Raw genomic sequence first — 17,690 nt, 5'->3', positions numbered from 1 at the left:
GCACAAAGCCTGGGCGGGCAGCTGGCCTGCGAATCAAGGGGCCGGTGAAGCGGCGGCCGTGGAAGGGGCGCAGGTGGCTACTCTCAAGACTCACAGTGCTTCTGGTACTGCCAGGGTCACGAGCAATCTATGCTGGACAGTGATGGATACACCCAATGTGCGAGGCCACGAGGCCCCCAGCCTGATTGCCGGCTCGAATGCGCAGCTTGCGGAATTGCTGGGGTTGATGGCCGAGGGCGACCGCGGCGCCTTCAGCGAGTTCTACCGGCTCACGTCGCGGAGGGTCTTCGGCATGGCCAAGCGCGTCTTGGTGGATGCGGGCCTGAGCGAAGATACCACCCAGGAAGTGTTCATCCAGGTCTGGCAAAACGCGGGCAAATTCAATCCCGAGGCCGGCAGCCCGCTCGCGTGGCTCATGACGATCACCCACCGGCGCGCTATCGACCGCGTCCGCTCCGCCCAGTCCGCCACGGACCGCGAAGCGAAATATGGTGCCGCGAGCCAACTCCTTGACCACGATTCCGTGGAAGAAGAAGCCACCAGCCGGCTCGAGGCCGAGTCCGTCACCCGTTGCCTCGCCACCCTGACGGAGACGCAACTGGAGTCCGTGCGGCTCGCCTACTATGGCGGCCTCACCTACCGGGAGGTCGCCGAACAGCTCGGCGCCGCGATTCCGACCATCAAGTCCCGCATCCGCGATGGACTTCTCCGACTCAAGACTTGCCTGGGGGTGAGCTGACATGACCGAACACGATGAAAACAACCGGAACTTCGGGAAGGAAGGCCTCCGCAGGATGTTCGCCACAGACATAGCTACTGATCTTGCCGAAGGCCGCGTCCTGGAGCTTGCCGAGATCTATGCCCTCGACGCCCTGAGCGACGCCGAGCGAGCAGAAATCGACAACTACATTGCCGCCGCGCCTGAACGCCCGGCGTTCCTTGAGCGGGTGAGGCAGTCACGCGAGACCCTTGCCACGTCCTTCGCCGACGAGGCCGAACCGCCTCCCGGACTCCTGGAGGACATTCTGCGGCAGCTCCCGCAACAACCACGCAGTTCACAAACCGGCGCAGCGTCCGCGTCTTCTTCCGTTTCCGAAGCGCCGCCCGCCGCCGCAACGCACGTTTCCCCCGACGTCGTGGACCTCGCCGCGGAACGGAACCGACGGGATCGCCGACGCTTCGGAGGAGTCCGAGGTTGGGTTGCAGCCGCTGCGGCGGCCGCGGTCATCGCGCTTGGCGGTGTAGGCGTGGGCGTCTACGTGGCCGGGCAAAACGATCCCGTGAACCAAGTGCTTCAGGCCAACGACGTCCGGCAAGCGACCGTCGACGTCAACGGCGGCGGCACCGCCACCGTGTCGATCTCCACCTCTAAGAACGCCGTGGTGGTCCGCATGAATGGAGTTCCGGCTCCCCCGGCCGGCAAGGTATATCAGATGTGGCTTATTCCCAAGGACGGCTCCGACCCCGTATCCCAGGGACTCATGGACGCCCAAGCCTTGAGCCACCCGGCGGTTGTCTCCGGCATTTCCAGCGCGGCGGCCATCGGCATCACGGTTGAACCTGTGGGCGGCTCCAAGAAACCAACCCTTCCCACGGTTGCCGCGGCGCCTCTCGCGTAGGAGCGGCCGGCTCTGGCCCGACAGGAGCCGTTGGCGGCGGGCTTGACCTTGACGTAACGTCAACTTTTACGCTGGATACATGAAGCAGGACAAGGCAGATACCTGGACCATTTCCGAGCTGGCCAAGGCCAGCAAGGTTTCCTCGCGGACCTTGCGCCACTACGACCAGCTCGGGCTCCTGGAACCTGCCCGAACGGGACACAACGGCTACCGGTATTACGGCCAGCCCGAACTGCTGCGCCTGCAGCGGATCCTCCTGCTTCGTGAACTTGGCCTTGGGCTCGAGACCATCGGCGAAGTTCTGGATGGCCAGGCCGACCCCGTGGAGGCACTTGCCGTGCACAGGAACTGGCTGCTGGCCGAGCGCGACCGACTGGACCGCATGTCCCGGACGGTCGACGCCACTATCGCAGCACTACGTCAAGGAGAAACCATGACCGCGGAGAACATCTTCAAGGATTTCGACAACAACCCCTACGAAGCCGAAGCGCGCGAGCGCTGGGGCGATCGGGCCGTCGAGGAGAGCAAGGCCCGCCACTCGGCGATGACCACGGCCCAAAAGCAGGCCTTCATGGAGGAGTATGCGTCGCTGAACCAGGATCTCGCCCGGTGCTTCGACGCCGTCCTTCCGGCGGACCACCCGGACGTCCAGGCAGCCGTCGGCAGGCACTACAAGTGGATCTGCGCCAGTTGGACGCCCAACGCAGAATCCTACCTGGGCCTCGGACAGATGTACGTGGACGACCCCCGGTTCACTGCCAACTACGACAAGGTCCGGGTCGGCCTGGCGCCCTACCTGCTCGAAGGCATCAAGGTCTACGCGGCAGAAAAGCTCATGTAGGGCATTCTTGCCGAAAAGCGCGACGGCGGCCCGCCCCCACTGGAAACACAGGGGGGCGGGCCGCCGTCGTACTGGCTCTTGGGCAGCCCCGCTAAATGATCAGCGAAAGCACCATGATGAAACCGAAGGCGACCACCGAGATGAGCGTCTCCATCACCGACCACGTCTTGAACGTCTGCCCGACCGTCAGGCCGAAGAGTTCCTTCACGAGCCAGAACCCGGCATCGTTGACGTGGGACAGGAAGAGCGAGCCGGCGCCGATGGCCAAGGCAAGGAGTGCGGCATGCGTCGGGCTCAGGCTGCTCGCCAAGGGAGCAACGATGCCCGCAGCCGTCACTGTGGCAACCGTCGCCGAGCCCGTGGCCAAACGAAGCGCCACGGCCACGATGAAGCCCAGGACCAGCACCGACATATTGGCGCCCTCGGCCCATTTCTTGACCGCGTCACCGACGCCGGCACCGATCAGGGTCTGCTTGAAGCCACCGCCTGCGCCCACGATCAGCAGGATCGCGGCAATCGGTCCAAGGCTGTTGCCAAGCTTGGCGGTGATCTTGCTTCCGGTGAAGCCAACGGCGTAGCCGAAGGTCACCATCGCCGCGAGCACAGCCAGGGTCATCGCCACAAGGGGCTGCCCGACGAAGTCCAAGACGGTGCGGATCATGGGTGCGTGGGCGGCGTCGGGCCAGACAATGTCTGCGATGGCCTTCAGGAGCATGAGCACCACAGGGAAAATGATGGTCAGCAAGGTGACGAGGAAGGTCGGCTGGCGCTTCACTTCGCTCAGGTCGACGGCATGCTTGGTGTCGACGCCGCCGGCCACTGCAGGGGCATCCACGGGAACCCAGCGCGCGGCCAAACGGGAAAACAGCGGTCCGCAAATGATGACGGTGGGGACGGCCACCAGGAGCCCAAGGGCCAGGGTGGTGCCCAGTTCGGCCTTCACCGCGCTGACCGCGATGAGCGGTCCTGGGTGCGGCGGGATCAAGCCGTGCAACACGGAGAGGCCTGCGAGCGCCGGAATGGCAATGCGCATGAGCTTCATCTGCGAGCGCTGGGTGACCAGGACAATCACCGGAAGCAGCAGGACGAGCCCGATCTCGAAGAACATCGGGAGGCCGATGATGACCGCAACCAGGGTGATCATCCAGACCACCCTGTTGCCCTTGGCCTTTTCAAGCAGGGTATCGACTACCCGGTTGGCGCCGCCGGAGTCCGCCAGGAGCTTGCCCAGCATGGCGCCGAGCGCAATCAGGAGGCCGACCTCCTTGAGGACGCCGCCCACGCCGTCTTCGAAGTTGCTGACCACCTTGTCCAGCCCGACTCCGGAGGCTAGGCCAACGAAGGCCGAGCCCAGTACCAGGGCGAGGAAGGGGTGGACTTTGAATTTGGCGATCAGCAGCACGATCAGCGCAATGCCGATAGCCGCGACCACGAGGAGTTGGGTGTCGTGCCCGGTCCAGTTCACGCTACGTCTCCAGTTGTGTGTGCCGGCTGCGCCCCGAGGCCGAGCCGTGCGATGATTTCGTCTGCCTCTTCGGCAGGAGAAGCGGAGACGCACAGGGAGATGTGGTTCTCGTCCTCGGTGGGCGCTTCCAGTGCGTCGAACTGGGATTCCAGGAGCGTGGCAGGCATGAAGTGCCCGTGGCGCGAAGCCAGCCGGTCGGAAATCTTGTCCTTACTCCCCTGCAGGAAGACGAACACGACGCCCTCGCCGCGCAGGACGTCCCGGTAGCGCTTCTTCAAGGCCGAGCATGTGATGATGCCCGGCTTTCCTGCTGCGGTGCGCTCCTTGATCCAATCGGCAATGATGTCCAGCCAGGGCCAACGGTCCTCATCGCTGAGTGCGTGCCCCGCCTGCATCTTTGCAACGTTCGCTTCCGGGTGCAGGTCGTCGCCTTCGGCGAGGTCCCAGCCCAGCCGGCCGGCCAATACGCCGGCCACTGTCGACTTGCCGGAACCGGAGACCCCCATGATCACCAATACCGGCTGTTGTGCAGTCTTCGCCATCAAAGTCTGCCTCTCTCAATTAAATATGATTTAAACGAGAGTAAGCATATGACACAGCTAACACATCAGCAATTTCAGAAACCGGCGATGGTTTGGGAACCGTTGACCTCGACCACATGGAACGCTTCGGCGCTGCGCCCATCCGGCATGCCGGCGCGCGAGGCGTTGTGCCGGAGCATGCTCCGGACGGCCCGCTCCATGCCTTCCAGGTCGGGGTGCTGGCTCGCGTGGATCCGGATCGCCGCCAGTTTCGCGTCGATGTGGTCGGTGACATCCACGAAATAGTTCTCACGGGATTCAGGACCGGCGAAGAGCCACAGCCATGGCAGCTTGTAGGCTTCGAGGCCGGCTTCCGCCAGTTCCGGGTAGGCAAAGGGGTTCTCGAGCGCGGGGTACACGGCCCGGGTCACGATCTCCCCCACGGCGAGGTGGTCCGGATGGCTCTTCTGGATCCTGTCCCAGTTGCGCTCCGGGTGCATGGCGAGGACGACGTCGGGGCGGATTTCGCGGATCAGCTTCACCACTTGCTTGATTACCGCGTGCGTCGGTTCCAAGTATCCATCGCGTTCATGAAGGTAGTGCACGTCCGTCACGCCGACGAGGGCGGCGGCTTGTTCCTGCTCCTCCGCGCGCATGGAAATGATCTCCTCGCGGTGGGCAGGATCGAAGCCGCCCGCGTCGCCGTCGGTCATGACGCAGTAGCTGACCTCGACGCCGGCAGCGGTCCAGGCGGCAATGGTGCCGGCCGCGCCGAAGTCGACGTCGTCCGGGTGGGCGGTAAAACAAAGCACCCGCTCAACGCGCTCCGTGGAGGCGTTGAACGGGCTCTTTGCTGACGTGGCGTCAGAAGACAAAGGGATCAGCCTTTCCGCTTTTTGATCTCTTCGGTGGCCTGCGGAACAACCTTGAAAAGGTCGCCGATGATGCCGAAGTCCGCGATTTCGAAGATGGGCGATTCAGCATCCTTGTTGATCGCGACGATGACCTTGGAGGTCTGCATCCCGGCCTTCTGCTGGATCGCTCCCGAAATGCCCGCCGAAATGTAGAGTTGCGGGGATACGGTTTTGCCGGTCTGGCCAACCTGGTAGTCATGGCCGATCCAGCCCGCATCCGTGGCGGCACGGGAAGCCCCGAGTGCACCGCCCAGGGCGTCGGCCAGTTCTTCCAAAGGACCGAAGTCGCCGTCGACCCCGCGTCCACCTGCAACGACGATCCGGGCTTCGGTGAGCTCGGGACGGCCACTGGCCGGCTTTTCCGCCCGCCCGGTGACCCGTGCGGCATTCGCGGTGGCATCGGCCGGGACGTCGATGGTGACGGCTTCGGGCGTGTTCGCCGCGGCCGGGGCATCGACGTCAACACTGTTCGGCTTGACCGTGAGCACGGCGACGGCGGTCCGCGCCTTGGCCGTGGTGGTGTACGAGCCAGCCAGGACCGACTTATGGGCCGTGCCGTCGGCGTCGACCCCCACGACGTCGGTGATGACCCCGGCGTTGAGCTTCACGCCCAGACGGGCCGCGATTTCCTTGCCGTCGGCCGTATTCTCGAGCAGGACGATCCCGGCTCCGGTTGCCTCGACTGCCGCGGCAAGATAAGCGGCTTTCGGCGCAACCAGGTAGTCGTCCAGGTCCGTGGCGGACGGACGGTAGATCACCGAGGCTCCGTGCGCCCCCAAGGAGGCGGCGACGTCGTCATGCAGTTCGCCGTTGACGGCGACCACCGCTTCCCCGAGGGAACGGGCGATCGTCAGGAGTTCCAGGCTGCTCTTCTTGAGCGCCGCGCCCGGGTTGTCAATGAATACAAGTGCTTTTGCCATGTGTCGGAATCCTCTTAGAGCAGCTTCTGGGCGGCCAGGAACTCAACCAGCTTGATGCCGGCGTCGCCTTCGTCGGTGATGATGGTGCCGGCAGTGCGCGGCGGCCGCGCTTCAGCGGTCTCGACGGCGGTCAGCGAACCTGCGGCTCCCACCTGCGCGGCATCGACTCCGATATCGGCGAGGGTGAGTGCCGTGATTTTCTTCTTCTTGGCTGCAAGGATGCCCTTGAAGTTGGGGTATCGCGGCTCGTTGATCTGGTCCGTCACGGATACCAGCGCGGGCAAGGTTGCCTCCACGGTGTCGGCGTGGGCGTCACCGTCGCGGCGCGCAAGGACGCGGTCGCCGTCGACCTCCAGGGAGGAAGCAAACGTGACTTGAGGGAGTCCGAGCCGCTCGGCGAGTTGCGCCGGAACCAAGGACGTTTCGCCGTCGGTCGAGGCCATGCCCGTCAGGACGAGGTCCACGGGCGAGTCGGCGCCGAGATACCGGATTGCCGCGGCGAGGGCCAGCGAGGTGGCAGCGGCGTCGGAGCCCGCCAAGGCGTCGTCGCTCAAATGCGCTCCTGAGGAGGCGCCGATTTGCAAGGACTTCTTGATGGCGTTCACGGCGCCGGCGGGACCCATGCTCAAGGCGATGACCTCGTTGCCGGCCTTCGCGCCTCCGCGGGCCTCGCTGAGCTGCAGCGCAGCTTCAAGCGCATATTCGTCCAGTTCGGACAGAATGCTCTCGTCGCGGTCCGTGGTGTTGCCTGGGCCGGTGAGGTGTCGGTCGAACTGCGCGTCCGGGACGTGCTTGACCAGAACAACAATCTTCAATGTGTCTCCCACTGTGTTCGAGGCAGCCTTCCATGCTCGGGAATGGCCAGCAACTAGGCGCATGGCCAAGAGTGCCCAGCGTACGGGCTCGTCCTAGCTAAGCATATTGCGCCACAACTCGGACAACGCCGGTTGTCCGCATTAACTCCTGTTTCGAGGATCGTTCCGGCTCGGAGCAGCACAGGGCATACGCCGACGGCGGGCAGCACCGCAAGTGGTGCCGCCCGCCGTCGTTGACTGCCGGCTGTTTGCCCCGCTGGAATCTGCCGCAACAGCGCAGCTGTTACGGGGCAGCATCCAGGGTCACGTCGAGATCCTGTGACTGGCCGCCGCGCTGGATGGTCACCTTCACTGTTGCACCTGCCGCCTGCTGACGGACAGCCGCGGTGAGTTGCTCGGGATCGGTGATGTCCATGCCGGCGAACTTGGTGACGACGTCGCCCACCTTGAGCCCGGCCTTCTCAGCGGCGGAACCCGCTGTCACCGCTGCGACCTGCGCACCTACCGAGAATCCAGAGCTGCTTCCAGTGGCCGACTTGGGCTGCACGCTGACGCCGAACTGCCCGTGGGTGGCCTTGCCGTTCTGGATGAGTTCCTGTGCAATACGCTTCGCGTTGTTGATCGGGATGCTGAAGCCCACACCGATGTTGCCGCTGGACGACGACGAGGAGCTGTTGCTTCCGGCGGAAGCGATAGCCACGTTGACGCCGATGATCTCGCCCTTGGTGTTGACAAGCGCTCCGCCGGAGTTGCCGGGGTTGATCGGCGCGTCGGTCTGGATGACGTTGAGCGAAACGGTGCCTTGGCCGGCGCTGCTCTGGCTCTGGCCACCCCCGGGAGGCGCGAATTGGAATCCGCCCTGGCCGCCGTTTTGCGAGTTGTCGGAGCCGCCGTTGGGAACAGCCGAGGATGCCACGCTGATGGTGCGGTTGAGCGTGGAGACGATGCCGTCGGTGACCGTGCCGGGCAGGCCGAGCGGGGCGCCGATGGCGATGGCGTTGTCGCCGACGTTGATCTTGCTGGAATCACCCAGGGTGGCCGGGACGAGTCCGGAGGCGTTGTCCACCTTGATGATGGCGAGGTCCGAAAGCGGGTCCGTGCCAACTACCGTCGCCTTGAGGACACGTCCATCGCTCAGCCGCACCTCAATGGCGGCATTGGCGCTGGCACCGTCTAGGGTCACGACGTGGGTGTTGGTCAGGATGTGGCCCTGGTCGTCGAGGATGATGCCCGAACCGGTACCGCCCTGGTTTCCGCTCGAAGCCATGATGGTCACGACGCTTGGCGTGGCTTTGGCTGCGGCCGCCGTGATGGCGTTGACGTTGTCCGTGTTGTTGACAATCACGGTTCCCGTTTGGCCGCTGCTGGCCGCCGCCGGGGTCCGGCTGCTCAACAATTGATCGCTGGCCGCCACGACGCCTCCGCCCACAAGGCCCGCTGCCAGGATGCAGGCCACCAAGGTCCCGACGCCGAAGACCGGCTTGCGCTTCGGGCCGGCTGCCGGACCGCCCGGGTGGGCCGGGAACTGCTGCGTGGAATAGTGCTGCGCAGGGTTCGGTCCGCCATAGAAGGGCTGGTGCTGCGGATAGGGGTGCTGCGGTGCCGCGCTGTGCTGGGGCGCTCCGTGTTGGGGCGCTCCGTTCTGGGGAGCGCTGTGCTGGGACTGGATCTGCTCGGTGGGGTTTTCGGCCGGCCCGTGGGCCCAAGGTGCAGGGGCTACCGGAGCCTGCGCTGTGTGATCGGGCCGCGCGGGGTATTCGGGCTTCGCCGTGAAATCCTGACCCGGCTGGTATGCCGGCAGCGGGGCCGTAGGCTGGGAATTGGCTTGCTTGTCCGCCTCCGCCTTGCCGTTGCTCTCAGGACCATGGTTCTCGGGGCCATTGTTCTCAGGCGCGGCGCCCTGTGCTGGGTTCTCCGTCATGGGACTTCCTTTCTTCCTCGTCCCCTTAACTATCGTCGCTCTTGCTGGATCAAGAGTCGACGTTCGCTGGGAGCTTGCTGAACGCACTCATCGGAACGGTCCTGGGTCCTCGAATGGCGCCGACAAGCCCTTCAACGCTGCAGAAGGGCAGATCTCTCCGTTTCGCTGGCGGCATATTTACCGCTGTGGACGGCCCAAAAGGTGCACCATAGTATCAAGTGGAATTGCCACAGCGACCTGCGGCTCGACAACCATGCGTGGGGGCGCTGATGCATTCTGTTTCGATTGCTCCGGCCCGGACCAATCGCAGACGTGCTGAAGGGTTGCACATGCGGTCAATAGTGAAACGTGTACTCGCCGTCATCGGTTTGGCTGGAGTGCTGGTCCTCCCGGCCGCTGGAGCCTGGGCTGCCGACCCGGTGACGATCCCGTCCGGCCAGAACATCACTGACGACGCCGGCGTCCTTCGCGACAAGAGCGCGGTTCAAAGCGCCATCAAGTCCCTCTACGACAACCACCAGTTCAATCTGTATGTCGTGACCGAAAAGACCTTCACCAACCCGAGCACGCCCAGCGACTGGGGCAACGCAGTGGCAAAGAAGAAGTCGTTCGGATCCACGGACGTCTTGCTGGCCATCGCCACGGACGACGGCAAGGTGAACATCACCCGCGGGCCCGGGAGCAAGATCACCGACTCCCAGCGTGACGACATCCTCAAGAACGCCGTCCTGGCGAACCTTGTCCAGGGCAAGAAAAACTACGACCAAGCCGTGATCGATGCCGCCAAGGCCATCGGAGACACCCAGAATTCCGGCGCAGGCACGGCCGTGCTCGTGGGTGCCGCCGTGGTTGCGGCCGGAGGCGTAGGCACGTACTTGTACTTCCGCAACCGTCGCAAGAAGAGCCCGGCCTCCGCTGCGGGTTACGGACCGCAGGGAGAACAGCTCGATCCCCTGGCCTCCCTGAGCATCGCGGACCTGCGGCGCAAAGCCGGATCCTTGCTCATCGAAGCGGATGACACCATCAAGTCCAGCGAGCAGGAACTCGGATTCGCCCAGGCGCAATACGGCGATGCCGCCGTCGGGAACTTCACCAAGGCGCTGCTGGACGCAAAGAACCACATGACAGAATCCTTCAAGCTACAGCAACAACTTGATGACCACATCCCGGACACCGAGGAGCAGCAGCGCAGTTGGATTGGCGAAATCATCCGACGCTCCGAGGCTGCCCTCGAATCACTGCGCGAGCAGAAGGCCGATTTCGATTCCCTGCGCGAACTTGAGAAGAACGCGCCCCAGGCTTTGGCCACGGTTACTGCCGGCGCCGACGACGCCGAGGCAAAGATCAGCAGCGCGGAGCAATCGCTCGACGGCTTGCGCGAGAAGTACGCAGACAGCGCGCTGGGGCACGTGAGCGACAACATCACCCAGGCCAAGGACCGGCTTGCCTTCGTCCGGCATGCGACCACCACGGCACAGGAAAAGCTTGCCACCGGCGAGAGCAGCCTTGCCGCGGTAGCGGTCCGCGCCGCGGAAGAAGGCCTGCACCAGACCAACGTGCTGATCGGGGCCATCTCCAAGGTCGCTGGCAGCCTCGACGAAGCCCGGAATTCGCTGGACGGCGCCGTGGCGGACACCAGCCAGGACCTGGCCCAGGCCAAAGCGATGATCCAGTCCGGCGAACACCCGGAGCTGGCCGGTCCGGTGGCCGGAGTCGAAGCAGCGCTGGCGCAAGTCAAGATTGAAATCCAGGGCGGGAAGATCGATCCCATTGCCACCCTGGACCGCGTGGAGAAGGCCCACCAGGCCTTGGACCAGTCCCTCTCGGGCATCCGCGACCAGCAGGAACAGGCAAGGCGTGCACAGGCCGCGCTCCAGCAGACCATCATGGCGGCCCAGTCGCAGATCAGCGCTACCTCGGACTACATTGCGGCGCGACGCGGCGGGGTCGGCACCGAAGCCCGTACGCGCTTGGCCGAAGCCCAGCGGAATCTCGACTACGCCCTGTCCATTTCCAGCAATGACCCGGTGACGGCGCTGACGTACGCCCAGCAGGCCCAGGCGCTCGCGGCACAAGCCGCGCAACTGGCCCAGTCCGACGTCGATCAGTTCGGCGGCTTCGCCAACCAAGGCTACGGCCGGGGCGGCATGTTCGGTGGCGGGGGAAATGGTGGCGGCCTCGGCGGAGCGATCCTCGGCGGCATCCTCATCAACTCCATCCTCCACGGCGGCGGAGGCGGCTGGGGCGGCGGAAACAACGACGGCGGAGGCGGCGGAGGCTTCTTCGGCGGCGACGGCGGTGGCGGCGGAGGCTTCTTCGGCGGCGACGGCGGCGGTGGAGGCTGGGGCGGCGACTCCGGCGGTGACGGGAGCTTCTAGCTCGCGAAGACTAGGTGGGGGCCGGTCCCCACGTAGAAGCGGTACAAGAACTGATCACTGGATTCAGTGGGCACCACTGAGCAGGACGAAAGGCAACACCATGGTTAAGCAGTCCATTTTCGGGCGGATCGCACAGCTCGCCAAGGCGAACATCAATGCCTTGCTCGACCAGGCTGAGGACCCCCAGAAGATGCTGGACCAGATGGTCCGCGACTACTCGAACAACATCGCCGAGGCCGAATCCGCTGTGGCGCAGACCATCGGGAACCTCCGCCTGCTCCAGGCCGACTACAACGAGGACATCAAGAACGCCCAGGACTGGGGCAACAAGGCCCTCGCAGCCTCCCGCAAGGCGGACGAGTACCGCGCGGCAGGCAACGCAACCGACGCAGTGAAGTTCGACAACCTTGCCAAGGTGGCCATTCAGCGCCAGATGTCGGCCGAGAACGAGGCCAAGGCGGCCGAGCCCAACATCGCCTCCCAGTCGGAGGTCGTGGACAAGCTCAAGAGCGGCCTCGACCAGATGAAGGGCAAACTCAACGAGCTCACCAGCAAGCGCAACGAGCTGGTTGCCCGCTCCAAGACGGTCGCTGCGCAGACCCAGGTGCACGACGCCCTGAAGAGCATCGACATCATGGATCCCACCAGCGAGGTGGGCCGCTTCGAAGAGAAGATCCGCCGCGAAGAAGCCAAGGTCCTCGGCCAGCAGGAGCTGGCCGCCTCCAGCCTGGACGCACAATTCAACCAGCTTGAGGACCTCGGAGAGCAGACGGAGATCGAGGCCCGGTTGGCCGCCTTGAAGTCGGGTGGTTCAAAGGCCGCGATCGGCGCCGGCGCTGCTGCTCCGGAAGATGACACTGTGGACGAAGCAGACTTCGACAAGCTCTAGTCCAGCCAAACGAATGGCCGGGCCTCCAGTTTCCATGAGGCCCGGCCATTCGTTTTTGTTGCGCGCCTTATGCCCCGACAGCGAGCCGTCCAACGATGAGTCGCATGATTTCGTTGCTGCCTTCCAGGATCTGGTGCACGCGCAGGTCCCTGGCAATCTTCTCAAGGCCGTACTCGGACAAGTAGCCGTAGCCGCCATGCAGCTGGATGGCCTTGTTGGCGACATTGAAACCGGCGTCCGTAGCGACGCGCTTGGCCATTGCGCATAACCTGACGGTGTCCGGAGCGCCGCGATCCAAGGCGTCTGCGGCCCGGAGGACAAGGGTCCTGGCGGTTTCGAGTTCCGTATCCATGTCGGCGATATCAAACAGCAGGGATTGCTGGTTGATGAGCGGGCCGCCAAAAGCCGATCGGGACTTGAGGTAGGCGATGGACTTCTCCAGGGCCGCCTGGCCACCTCCCAGGGAACAAGCGCCCATGTTGACCCGGCCTCCGTTGAGGCCTTTCATGGCTATGCCGAATCCCGTGCCTTCCTCGCCAAGCCTGTTCGCCACGGGGACGCGTACGTTTTCGAAGATGACCTGCCGGGTGGGCTGGGCGTTCCATCCCATTTTCTTTTCATTCGGACCGAAGGACAGTCCCGGCGCGTCCGCAGGCACAACGATTGCGGTGATGCCCTGGCTGCCTGTGTCCGCAGTCCGTGCCATGACCACGTAGACACTGGAAACTCCCGCGCCCGAAATGAATTGTTTGGTGCCGTTGAGAACGTAGCTGTCGCCGTCGAGCACTGCTTTGGTGCTCAGCGCGGCGGCGTCCGAACCGGCCCCGGGCTCCGTGAGGCAGTAACTGCCCAGCGCCTCCATGGATGCAAGCTGCGGCACCCATTGCGCCCGTTGCTCATCGTTGCCGAAGGCGTCGATCATCCACACCACCATGTTGTGGATCGAAATGTAGGCCGCGATGGTGGGGTCTGCCTTGGACAACTCCTCGAAGATCAGCGCCGCATCCGTGCGGGAAAGCCCCGAGCCGCCGAACTCTTCCCTCACATAGATGCCGCCCATGCCGAGGGTGCCCGCTTCACGCAGGACATCCACAGGGAAATGCTTGGTCTCGTCCCATTCCGCGGCGTGGGGCGCGATGGCCGTTGTGGCGAAGTCGCGCACCATCTCGACCACCGCGCGCTGGTCCTCCGTGAGCTCAAACATTGGCACTCCTTTGCAGTTCTTCCCAGTTCTCCGGGTTGTCCGGTTCTACTGGCTATTCGATGCTTTTACTTGCTGACTTTGCCCATCAGCGAAGCGACGGGGCGAAGGAACAGAGGCCGCGCGAGGAACCACGCGCCCACAATGACCAAGAGGGATACGGCGAAAATGCCGAAACCAACCCAGTTGATATCGTCGCTGCCGCCGTACATGTGGTTCAGGTTGCGCAGGGCCCCGGTAGCGAGGACCAAGGTGACGTGCACGATGGTGAAGAGCACGAAGTACACCATCACCGGGAAATGCACCGCCCGGGCAAGCTCGATGGGATAGATCTTGTTGACCGTCCCGGCCTTCTTGGGCCAGGCAGAGGACGTGCGCAGGCCGGTGATGATGGCAAGCGGGGCGGCGATGAAGACCGTGACGAAGTAGGTCAGCAACTGCAGGGCGTTGTAGTTCACCCAGCCGTCCTCAGTGGGCCAGTTCAACGAGGCGTACTGAAGGGCGGCGGAAACGGCATTCGGGAAGACATCCCAGCTGGTGGGGATGATCCGCATCCACTGCCCGGTAGCAAAAATCACGATGATGAAGACGATGCCATTCAGCACCCACAGGGCATCCAGGGTCAGGTGGAACCACAGGTCCAGGCTGATCTTGGTCGGCGCATTCTTGGTCCGGATGAATCCTTTGTTGTTGCGGGTCCATTGGGCAGGCGGCCTCTTGGCCGTGCGGACCTGCCAACCGGATCGAACGATGAGCACCATGAAGAAGACATTCAGGAAGTGCTGCCATCCGAGCCATGCCGGGAAACCCACAGGAGCGTTCCCGGGGAGGCTGGAGGCGCCCGGGAAGTCGTGCAAGAACGACTGCACACCCGACAGGCCCGTCAACCATTTGGCCAACAAGACGATGAGCAAAAGTGCCAGCAGCACGCCTGGAACCACCCAGAGGGGTTGGGACCATTTGCTCTTGGCTGCTGTCGACTTTTTGGCGGGGGTGGACATCTTCTCAGACACCTCTCGGAAGAACTTCGCAATCAGGGACGCATCAAGCTAACAGACTTTGGACCGAAGCGGCCAAAGCCTGTTACGCCGTCAGTTGGAACGGGCTTTGACGGCCTCGATGAGTTTCGGAACCACCGTGAAGATATCGCCCACGATTCCGAAGTCGGCCACCTCGAAAATGGGCGCGTCCTCGTCTTTGTTGATGGCCACGATGGTCTTTGCAGTCTGCATGCCTGCGCGGTGCTGGATGGCTCCGGAAATTCCCAGTGCGATGTACAGCTGCGGGGACACACTCACGCCGGTCTGGCCCACCTGGGCCGTCTGGGCTATGTAACCGGCGTCGACGGCGGCACGTGACGCACCGATCGCAGCCCCCAGGGCGTCGGCGAGCTGTTCGACCAGCACGAAGTTCTCGGACGAGCCCAGGCCCCGTCCGCCGGAGACCACCGTGGCGGCAGTTCGCAGCTCGGGCCGGACGGAGACGGCAACGTCGTCGTTGAACTGGTCAATGACAGTGGCAGCGTCCGTCGTGGCTTCCAGGGACACCGTGTCCACTTCTGCCGTGGCCGCAGGAGCCTCCCCTTCGATCGCCCCCTGCCTGATGGTGAGGACGGGCAGTCCGCCTTCCACCACGGACTCGACGGTGTAGGCACCGCCAAACACAGAATGTTGGGCGACAACGGTTCCGTTGTCGCTGCGCACGCGCACCACGTCGGCGAGCACGCTTCCGCCGACCCGCACTGCAAGCCGGGCGGCTGCTTCGCGGCCGTCCACGGAGTTCGCGGTGAGGACCGCAGCCGGCCTATAGGCATCGACGGCCCTGCTCAGTGCATCCACTGCGGGTGCCACCAAGACACTGCCGGCGGCAGCGGTCACAGCCGAGTAGACCTTGACCGCGCCCAGCTCGCCGAGGCGCGCGACGTCGTCGTCCGCCAAGGGAGCAGCCGACACGACGACGGCGACCGGCGAACCGAGCGTCGCTGCGGCAGCCAGCAGTCCGCGGGCGGAAGCGGCAATCCCGCCGCGGTGGGAAACTTCAATGAGTGTCAGGATGTTCGTCATTTTCTTGCCCTCCCTCAGACCAGTCGGTTGGCGACGAGGAACTCGGCCAGTTCGCTGGCTGCGTCCCCGTCATCGATGAGTTTCCGTCCGGCTGCGCGCGGCGGGCGTTCAGCGGTGGAGATCACCACGCTGCGGCTGGGGGTCGCCGCGACGCCGAGATCTGCGACGGACAAGGTGATCACGGGTTTGCGCTTGGCCGTCAGGATGCCCTTGAAGTTGGGAAACCTGGCCTCCGGGAAACGTTCGGTCACCGTGAGGACGGCGGGCAGTCCGGCGCGGACGTTGAGAGTCCCGCCCTCGCCCTGGCGAACGCCGCGTACGCCGTCGTCGGCGATTTCCGCGGAGATCAGCGATCCCAACAGCGGCAACTGGAGATGTTCGGCAATCATGGCAGGCACGACGCCGGCGCGGCCATCCGTCGATTCGTTCCCGGCCACCACCACGTCAAATCCTGTGGACCTCAGCGCTGCCGCCAAGGTCGCGGCTGTACGCCCGGTATCGGCGCCGCTGAGGGAATCATCCACGACATGGACGCCTGAATCGGCTCCCATGGAAAGGGCCTTGCGCAGCGACTGGGTGGCTTGATCGGGCCCCATGGTCATGGCCACTACTTCAGTGCCCTTGTTCGTATCTTTGATGCGCAACGCGGTTTCGAGGGCGCGCTCGTTGATCTCATCGACAACCAAATCGGTGGACTCACGGTCCAGCTGCCCGGTTGCCGGGTCGAGCTTCCGTTCCTCAGCCGTATCCGGCACTTGTTTGACGAGCACGACGATCTTCATTCAACAGCTCCCTCGATGCAAATGGCTGACGCTTGGAATCGAGAATACTAGGAACTCCTAGTATTTACCATGGAGCGAAGGAAGGAATACTTGGAACTCCTAGTGATTCTTCCGGGAGGCGGGCTTTTCCGCATCGGTTTGGTATGCGTCTTTGGTATGCGTCTTTGGTATGCGTCCCAGGCGCAGTCCCTCAAGCGTGCGGCCTCCAGGGGGTTGGATCGTCAGCGCGGAGCGGGAGTCGCAGGGTCCCGGCGTCGGGCGAACTGGATCATCCTGGCCAACATCGTCAAGGCAACGACAACGGCGAATCCGGCAAACGTGGGCCGGGCTTCCAGGGCCAAGGCACCATTTTCACTTCCAGCGGCGACCGCCAGGAATCCGGGCAAACTGACGGGCGAACCTGTCAAGATGGCGATCAAGCCGGTAGCAATACACAGGACAAAAACCAGTGCGACGCCCGCAGCCGCTCCATCCGCCGACGCGCCCACGACCTTCAAAAGCTTTTTCATCGAAAGATCCTCCTCGAACCGGCCAACGCGGAGCGCCCCCGGGAGTTGTTCCCGGCGCTCCGCTTGGAACTCGTCAAGCTTCGGTACCCGGGAGAACACTGCCACAATCCCCCGCCCAAGAAACTAGCCCTAAATTGCGCCTTTCAGGGGGCGAAGTGGCCAAAATCCGTGCAAAATGGCCCAAAATCAGTGTACTTTCCGGCAATCTCAGTGTGGATCTCAGCGCTTCTACGTGTGGAAAAACGAATCACCCGGAATGGCCCGCATAGCCGTCAAAGACTGTGTCCAAGACGTCCCCAGGCAGTACACACGCTGTGTCCCATACCCCCGGGAAAGCGGGAAAGCCGCAAGAGCAGGAGTTAAACGAAAGAGTCCGCCCAGGCGGGCGGACTCTTTCGTTATTTAGTTGCGGGGACAGGATTTGAACCTGTGACCTCTGGGTTATGAGCCCAGCGAGCTACCGAACTGCTCCACCCCGCGTCGCAAAATCAACTCTACCGCACATTCAAGGACACCTCTGACCACCCGGGTGTGGGCTGCGGCACGTTGGGACTCGGCGCCGTCCCAGGCATGCGCTCTACCCATTCCGCCCTCCCCAGCCACACATCGGCGGAAAACAAAAAAGATCCGGCACAGTGTTTCCACTGTGCCGGATCTTTTCTCCAGTTGCGGGGACAGGATTTGAACCTGTGACCTCTGGGTTATGAGCCCAGCGAGCTACCGAACTGCTCCACCCCGCGTCGCAAGAACTACTTTACCCGCAGGTGAATGTCAGGCCAAATCCAGACGACGTGACCTCCGTCTCCCTCGCCCCGGCCTCCCGATCAAAAGAAAGACCGGGCCAACCCACTA

At 63.8% G+C, this 17,690-nt stretch carries 16 protein-coding genes and 2 tRNA genes; 5 read left to right on the top strand and 13 right to left on the bottom strand.

Features of this window, described 5'->3' with window-relative positions; genetic code table 11:
* The first annotated feature begins 142 nt into the window (after positions 1–142).
* The 3 genes from sigK to KNN17_RS11390 all read left to right on the top strand — a co-directional run bounded on the left by sigK (position 143) and on the right by KNN17_RS11390 (position 2,460).
* Positions 143–739, top strand: a complete 597-nt coding sequence (gene sigK, locus KNN17_RS11400) for an ECF RNA polymerase sigma factor SigK (RefSeq protein WP_241709175.1) — start codon at positions 143–145, stop codon at positions 737–739.
* Position 740: 1 nt separating this feature from the next.
* Positions 741–1,619 carry an anti-sigma factor gene (locus KNN17_RS11395; protein WP_241709165.1) on the top strand — a complete coding sequence of 293 codons (879 nt, stop codon included), beginning with the start codon at positions 741–743 and terminating at the stop codon, positions 1,617–1,619.
* Between the two features lie 79 nt (positions 1,620–1,698).
* Entirely contained in the window at positions 1,699–2,460 is a 762-nt protein-coding gene (locus tag KNN17_RS11390; RefSeq protein ID WP_241709164.1) for a MerR family transcriptional regulator, read from the top strand.
* A 91-nt stretch (positions 2,461–2,551) separates the two neighbouring features.
* Here KNN17_RS11390 and KNN17_RS11385 read toward each other — a convergent pair whose 3' ends face one another.
* The 6 genes from KNN17_RS11385 to KNN17_RS11360 form a co-directional block, all read right to left on the bottom strand.
* Positions 2,552–3,925, bottom strand: coding sequence for a GntT/GntP/DsdX family permease (locus tag KNN17_RS11385; protein ID WP_241709163.1), 1,374 nt, complete (start codon positions 3,923–3,925; stop codon positions 2,552–2,554).
* Positions 3,922–4,467, bottom strand: a complete 546-nt coding sequence (locus tag KNN17_RS11380; protein ID WP_241709162.1) for a gluconokinase — start codon at positions 4,465–4,467, stop codon at positions 3,922–3,924. Before KNN17_RS11380 ends, KNN17_RS11385 begins: the two co-directional genes overlap by 4 nt.
* Before the next feature lie 74 nt (positions 4,468–4,541).
* Positions 4,542–5,321 (bottom strand): PIG-L deacetylase family protein, encoded by a 780-nt coding sequence (locus tag KNN17_RS11375; protein WP_241709161.1) that lies wholly within the window; start codon positions 5,319–5,321, stop codon positions 4,542–4,544.
* Positions 5,322–5,326: 5 nt separating this feature from the next.
* Complete coding sequence (locus KNN17_RS11370) at positions 5,327–6,280, bottom strand: electron transfer flavoprotein subunit alpha/FixB family protein (RefSeq protein WP_241709160.1); 954 nt, start codon at positions 6,278–6,280, stop codon at positions 5,327–5,329.
* Between the two features lie 14 nt (positions 6,281–6,294).
* Positions 6,295–7,095 carry an electron transfer flavoprotein subunit beta/FixA family protein gene (locus KNN17_RS11365; RefSeq protein WP_078108537.1) on the bottom strand — a complete coding sequence of 267 codons (801 nt, stop codon included), beginning with the start codon at positions 7,093–7,095 and terminating at the stop codon, positions 6,295–6,297.
* Between the two features lie 283 nt (positions 7,096–7,378).
* Positions 7,379–9,016 (bottom strand): S1C family serine protease, encoded by a 1,638-nt coding sequence (locus tag KNN17_RS11360; RefSeq protein ID WP_241709159.1) that lies wholly within the window; start codon positions 9,014–9,016, stop codon positions 7,379–7,381.
* A 329-nt stretch (positions 9,017–9,345) separates the two neighbouring features.
* On the opposite strand from KNN17_RS11360, the gene KNN17_RS11355 reads away from it, so the two are divergent.
* Both KNN17_RS11355 and KNN17_RS11350 read left to right on the top strand, forming a co-directional pair.
* Positions 9,346–11,394: a TPM domain-containing protein gene (locus KNN17_RS11355; RefSeq protein ID WP_241709156.1), complete on the top strand. Its 2,049-nt coding sequence runs from the start codon at positions 9,346–9,348 to the stop codon at positions 11,392–11,394.
* A 100-nt stretch (positions 11,395–11,494) separates the two neighbouring features.
* On the top strand, positions 11,495–12,283 hold the full coding sequence (locus tag KNN17_RS11350; protein ID WP_241709154.1) for a PspA/IM30 family protein: 789 nt from the start codon (positions 11,495–11,497) through the stop codon (positions 12,281–12,283).
* Positions 12,284–12,350: 67 nt separating this feature from the next.
* Here KNN17_RS11350 and KNN17_RS11345 read toward each other — a convergent pair whose 3' ends face one another.
* The 7 genes from KNN17_RS11345 to KNN17_RS11315 all read right to left on the bottom strand — a co-directional run bounded on the left by KNN17_RS11345 (position 12,351) and on the right by KNN17_RS11315 (position 17,578).
* Positions 12,351–13,487 carry an acyl-CoA dehydrogenase family protein gene (locus tag KNN17_RS11345; RefSeq protein ID WP_078108352.1) on the bottom strand — a complete coding sequence of 379 codons (1,137 nt, stop codon included), beginning with the start codon at positions 13,485–13,487 and terminating at the stop codon, positions 12,351–12,353.
* Positions 13,488–13,552: 65 nt separating this feature from the next.
* Positions 13,553–14,485 carry a cytochrome b/b6 domain-containing protein gene (locus tag KNN17_RS11340; RefSeq protein ID WP_241709153.1) on the bottom strand — a complete coding sequence of 311 codons (933 nt, stop codon included), beginning with the start codon at positions 14,483–14,485 and terminating at the stop codon, positions 13,553–13,555.
* Positions 14,486–14,575: 90 nt separating this feature from the next.
* Positions 14,576–15,547, bottom strand: a complete 972-nt coding sequence (locus KNN17_RS11335; protein ID WP_241709152.1) for an electron transfer flavoprotein subunit alpha/FixB family protein — start codon at positions 15,545–15,547, stop codon at positions 14,576–14,578.
* A gap of 14 nt (positions 15,548–15,561) precedes the next feature.
* Positions 15,562–16,329, bottom strand: coding sequence for an electron transfer flavoprotein subunit beta/FixA family protein (locus KNN17_RS11330; RefSeq protein ID WP_241709151.1), 768 nt, complete (start codon positions 16,327–16,329; stop codon positions 15,562–15,564).
* Between the two features lie 221 nt (positions 16,330–16,550).
* Positions 16,551–16,838: a hypothetical protein gene (locus KNN17_RS11325; RefSeq protein WP_241709150.1), complete on the bottom strand. Its 288-nt coding sequence runs from the start codon at positions 16,836–16,838 to the stop codon at positions 16,551–16,553.
* 406 nt (positions 16,839–17,244) lie between these two features.
* Positions 17,245–17,318, bottom strand: a tRNA-Met gene (locus tag KNN17_RS11320).
* Positions 17,319–17,504: 186 nt separating this feature from the next.
* Positions 17,505–17,578 (bottom strand) — tRNA-Met (locus KNN17_RS11315).
* Positions 17,579–17,690: the final 112 nt, after the last annotated feature.

The organism is Arthrobacter bambusae (assembly GCF_022606295.1).
Taxonomy (GTDB): domain Bacteria; phylum Actinomycetota; class Actinomycetes; order Actinomycetales; family Micrococcaceae; genus Arthrobacter; species Arthrobacter bambusae_A.
The sequence above is the reverse complement of the archived record's forward strand: the minus strand, read 5'-3'. Positions and strand labels throughout refer to the sequence as shown.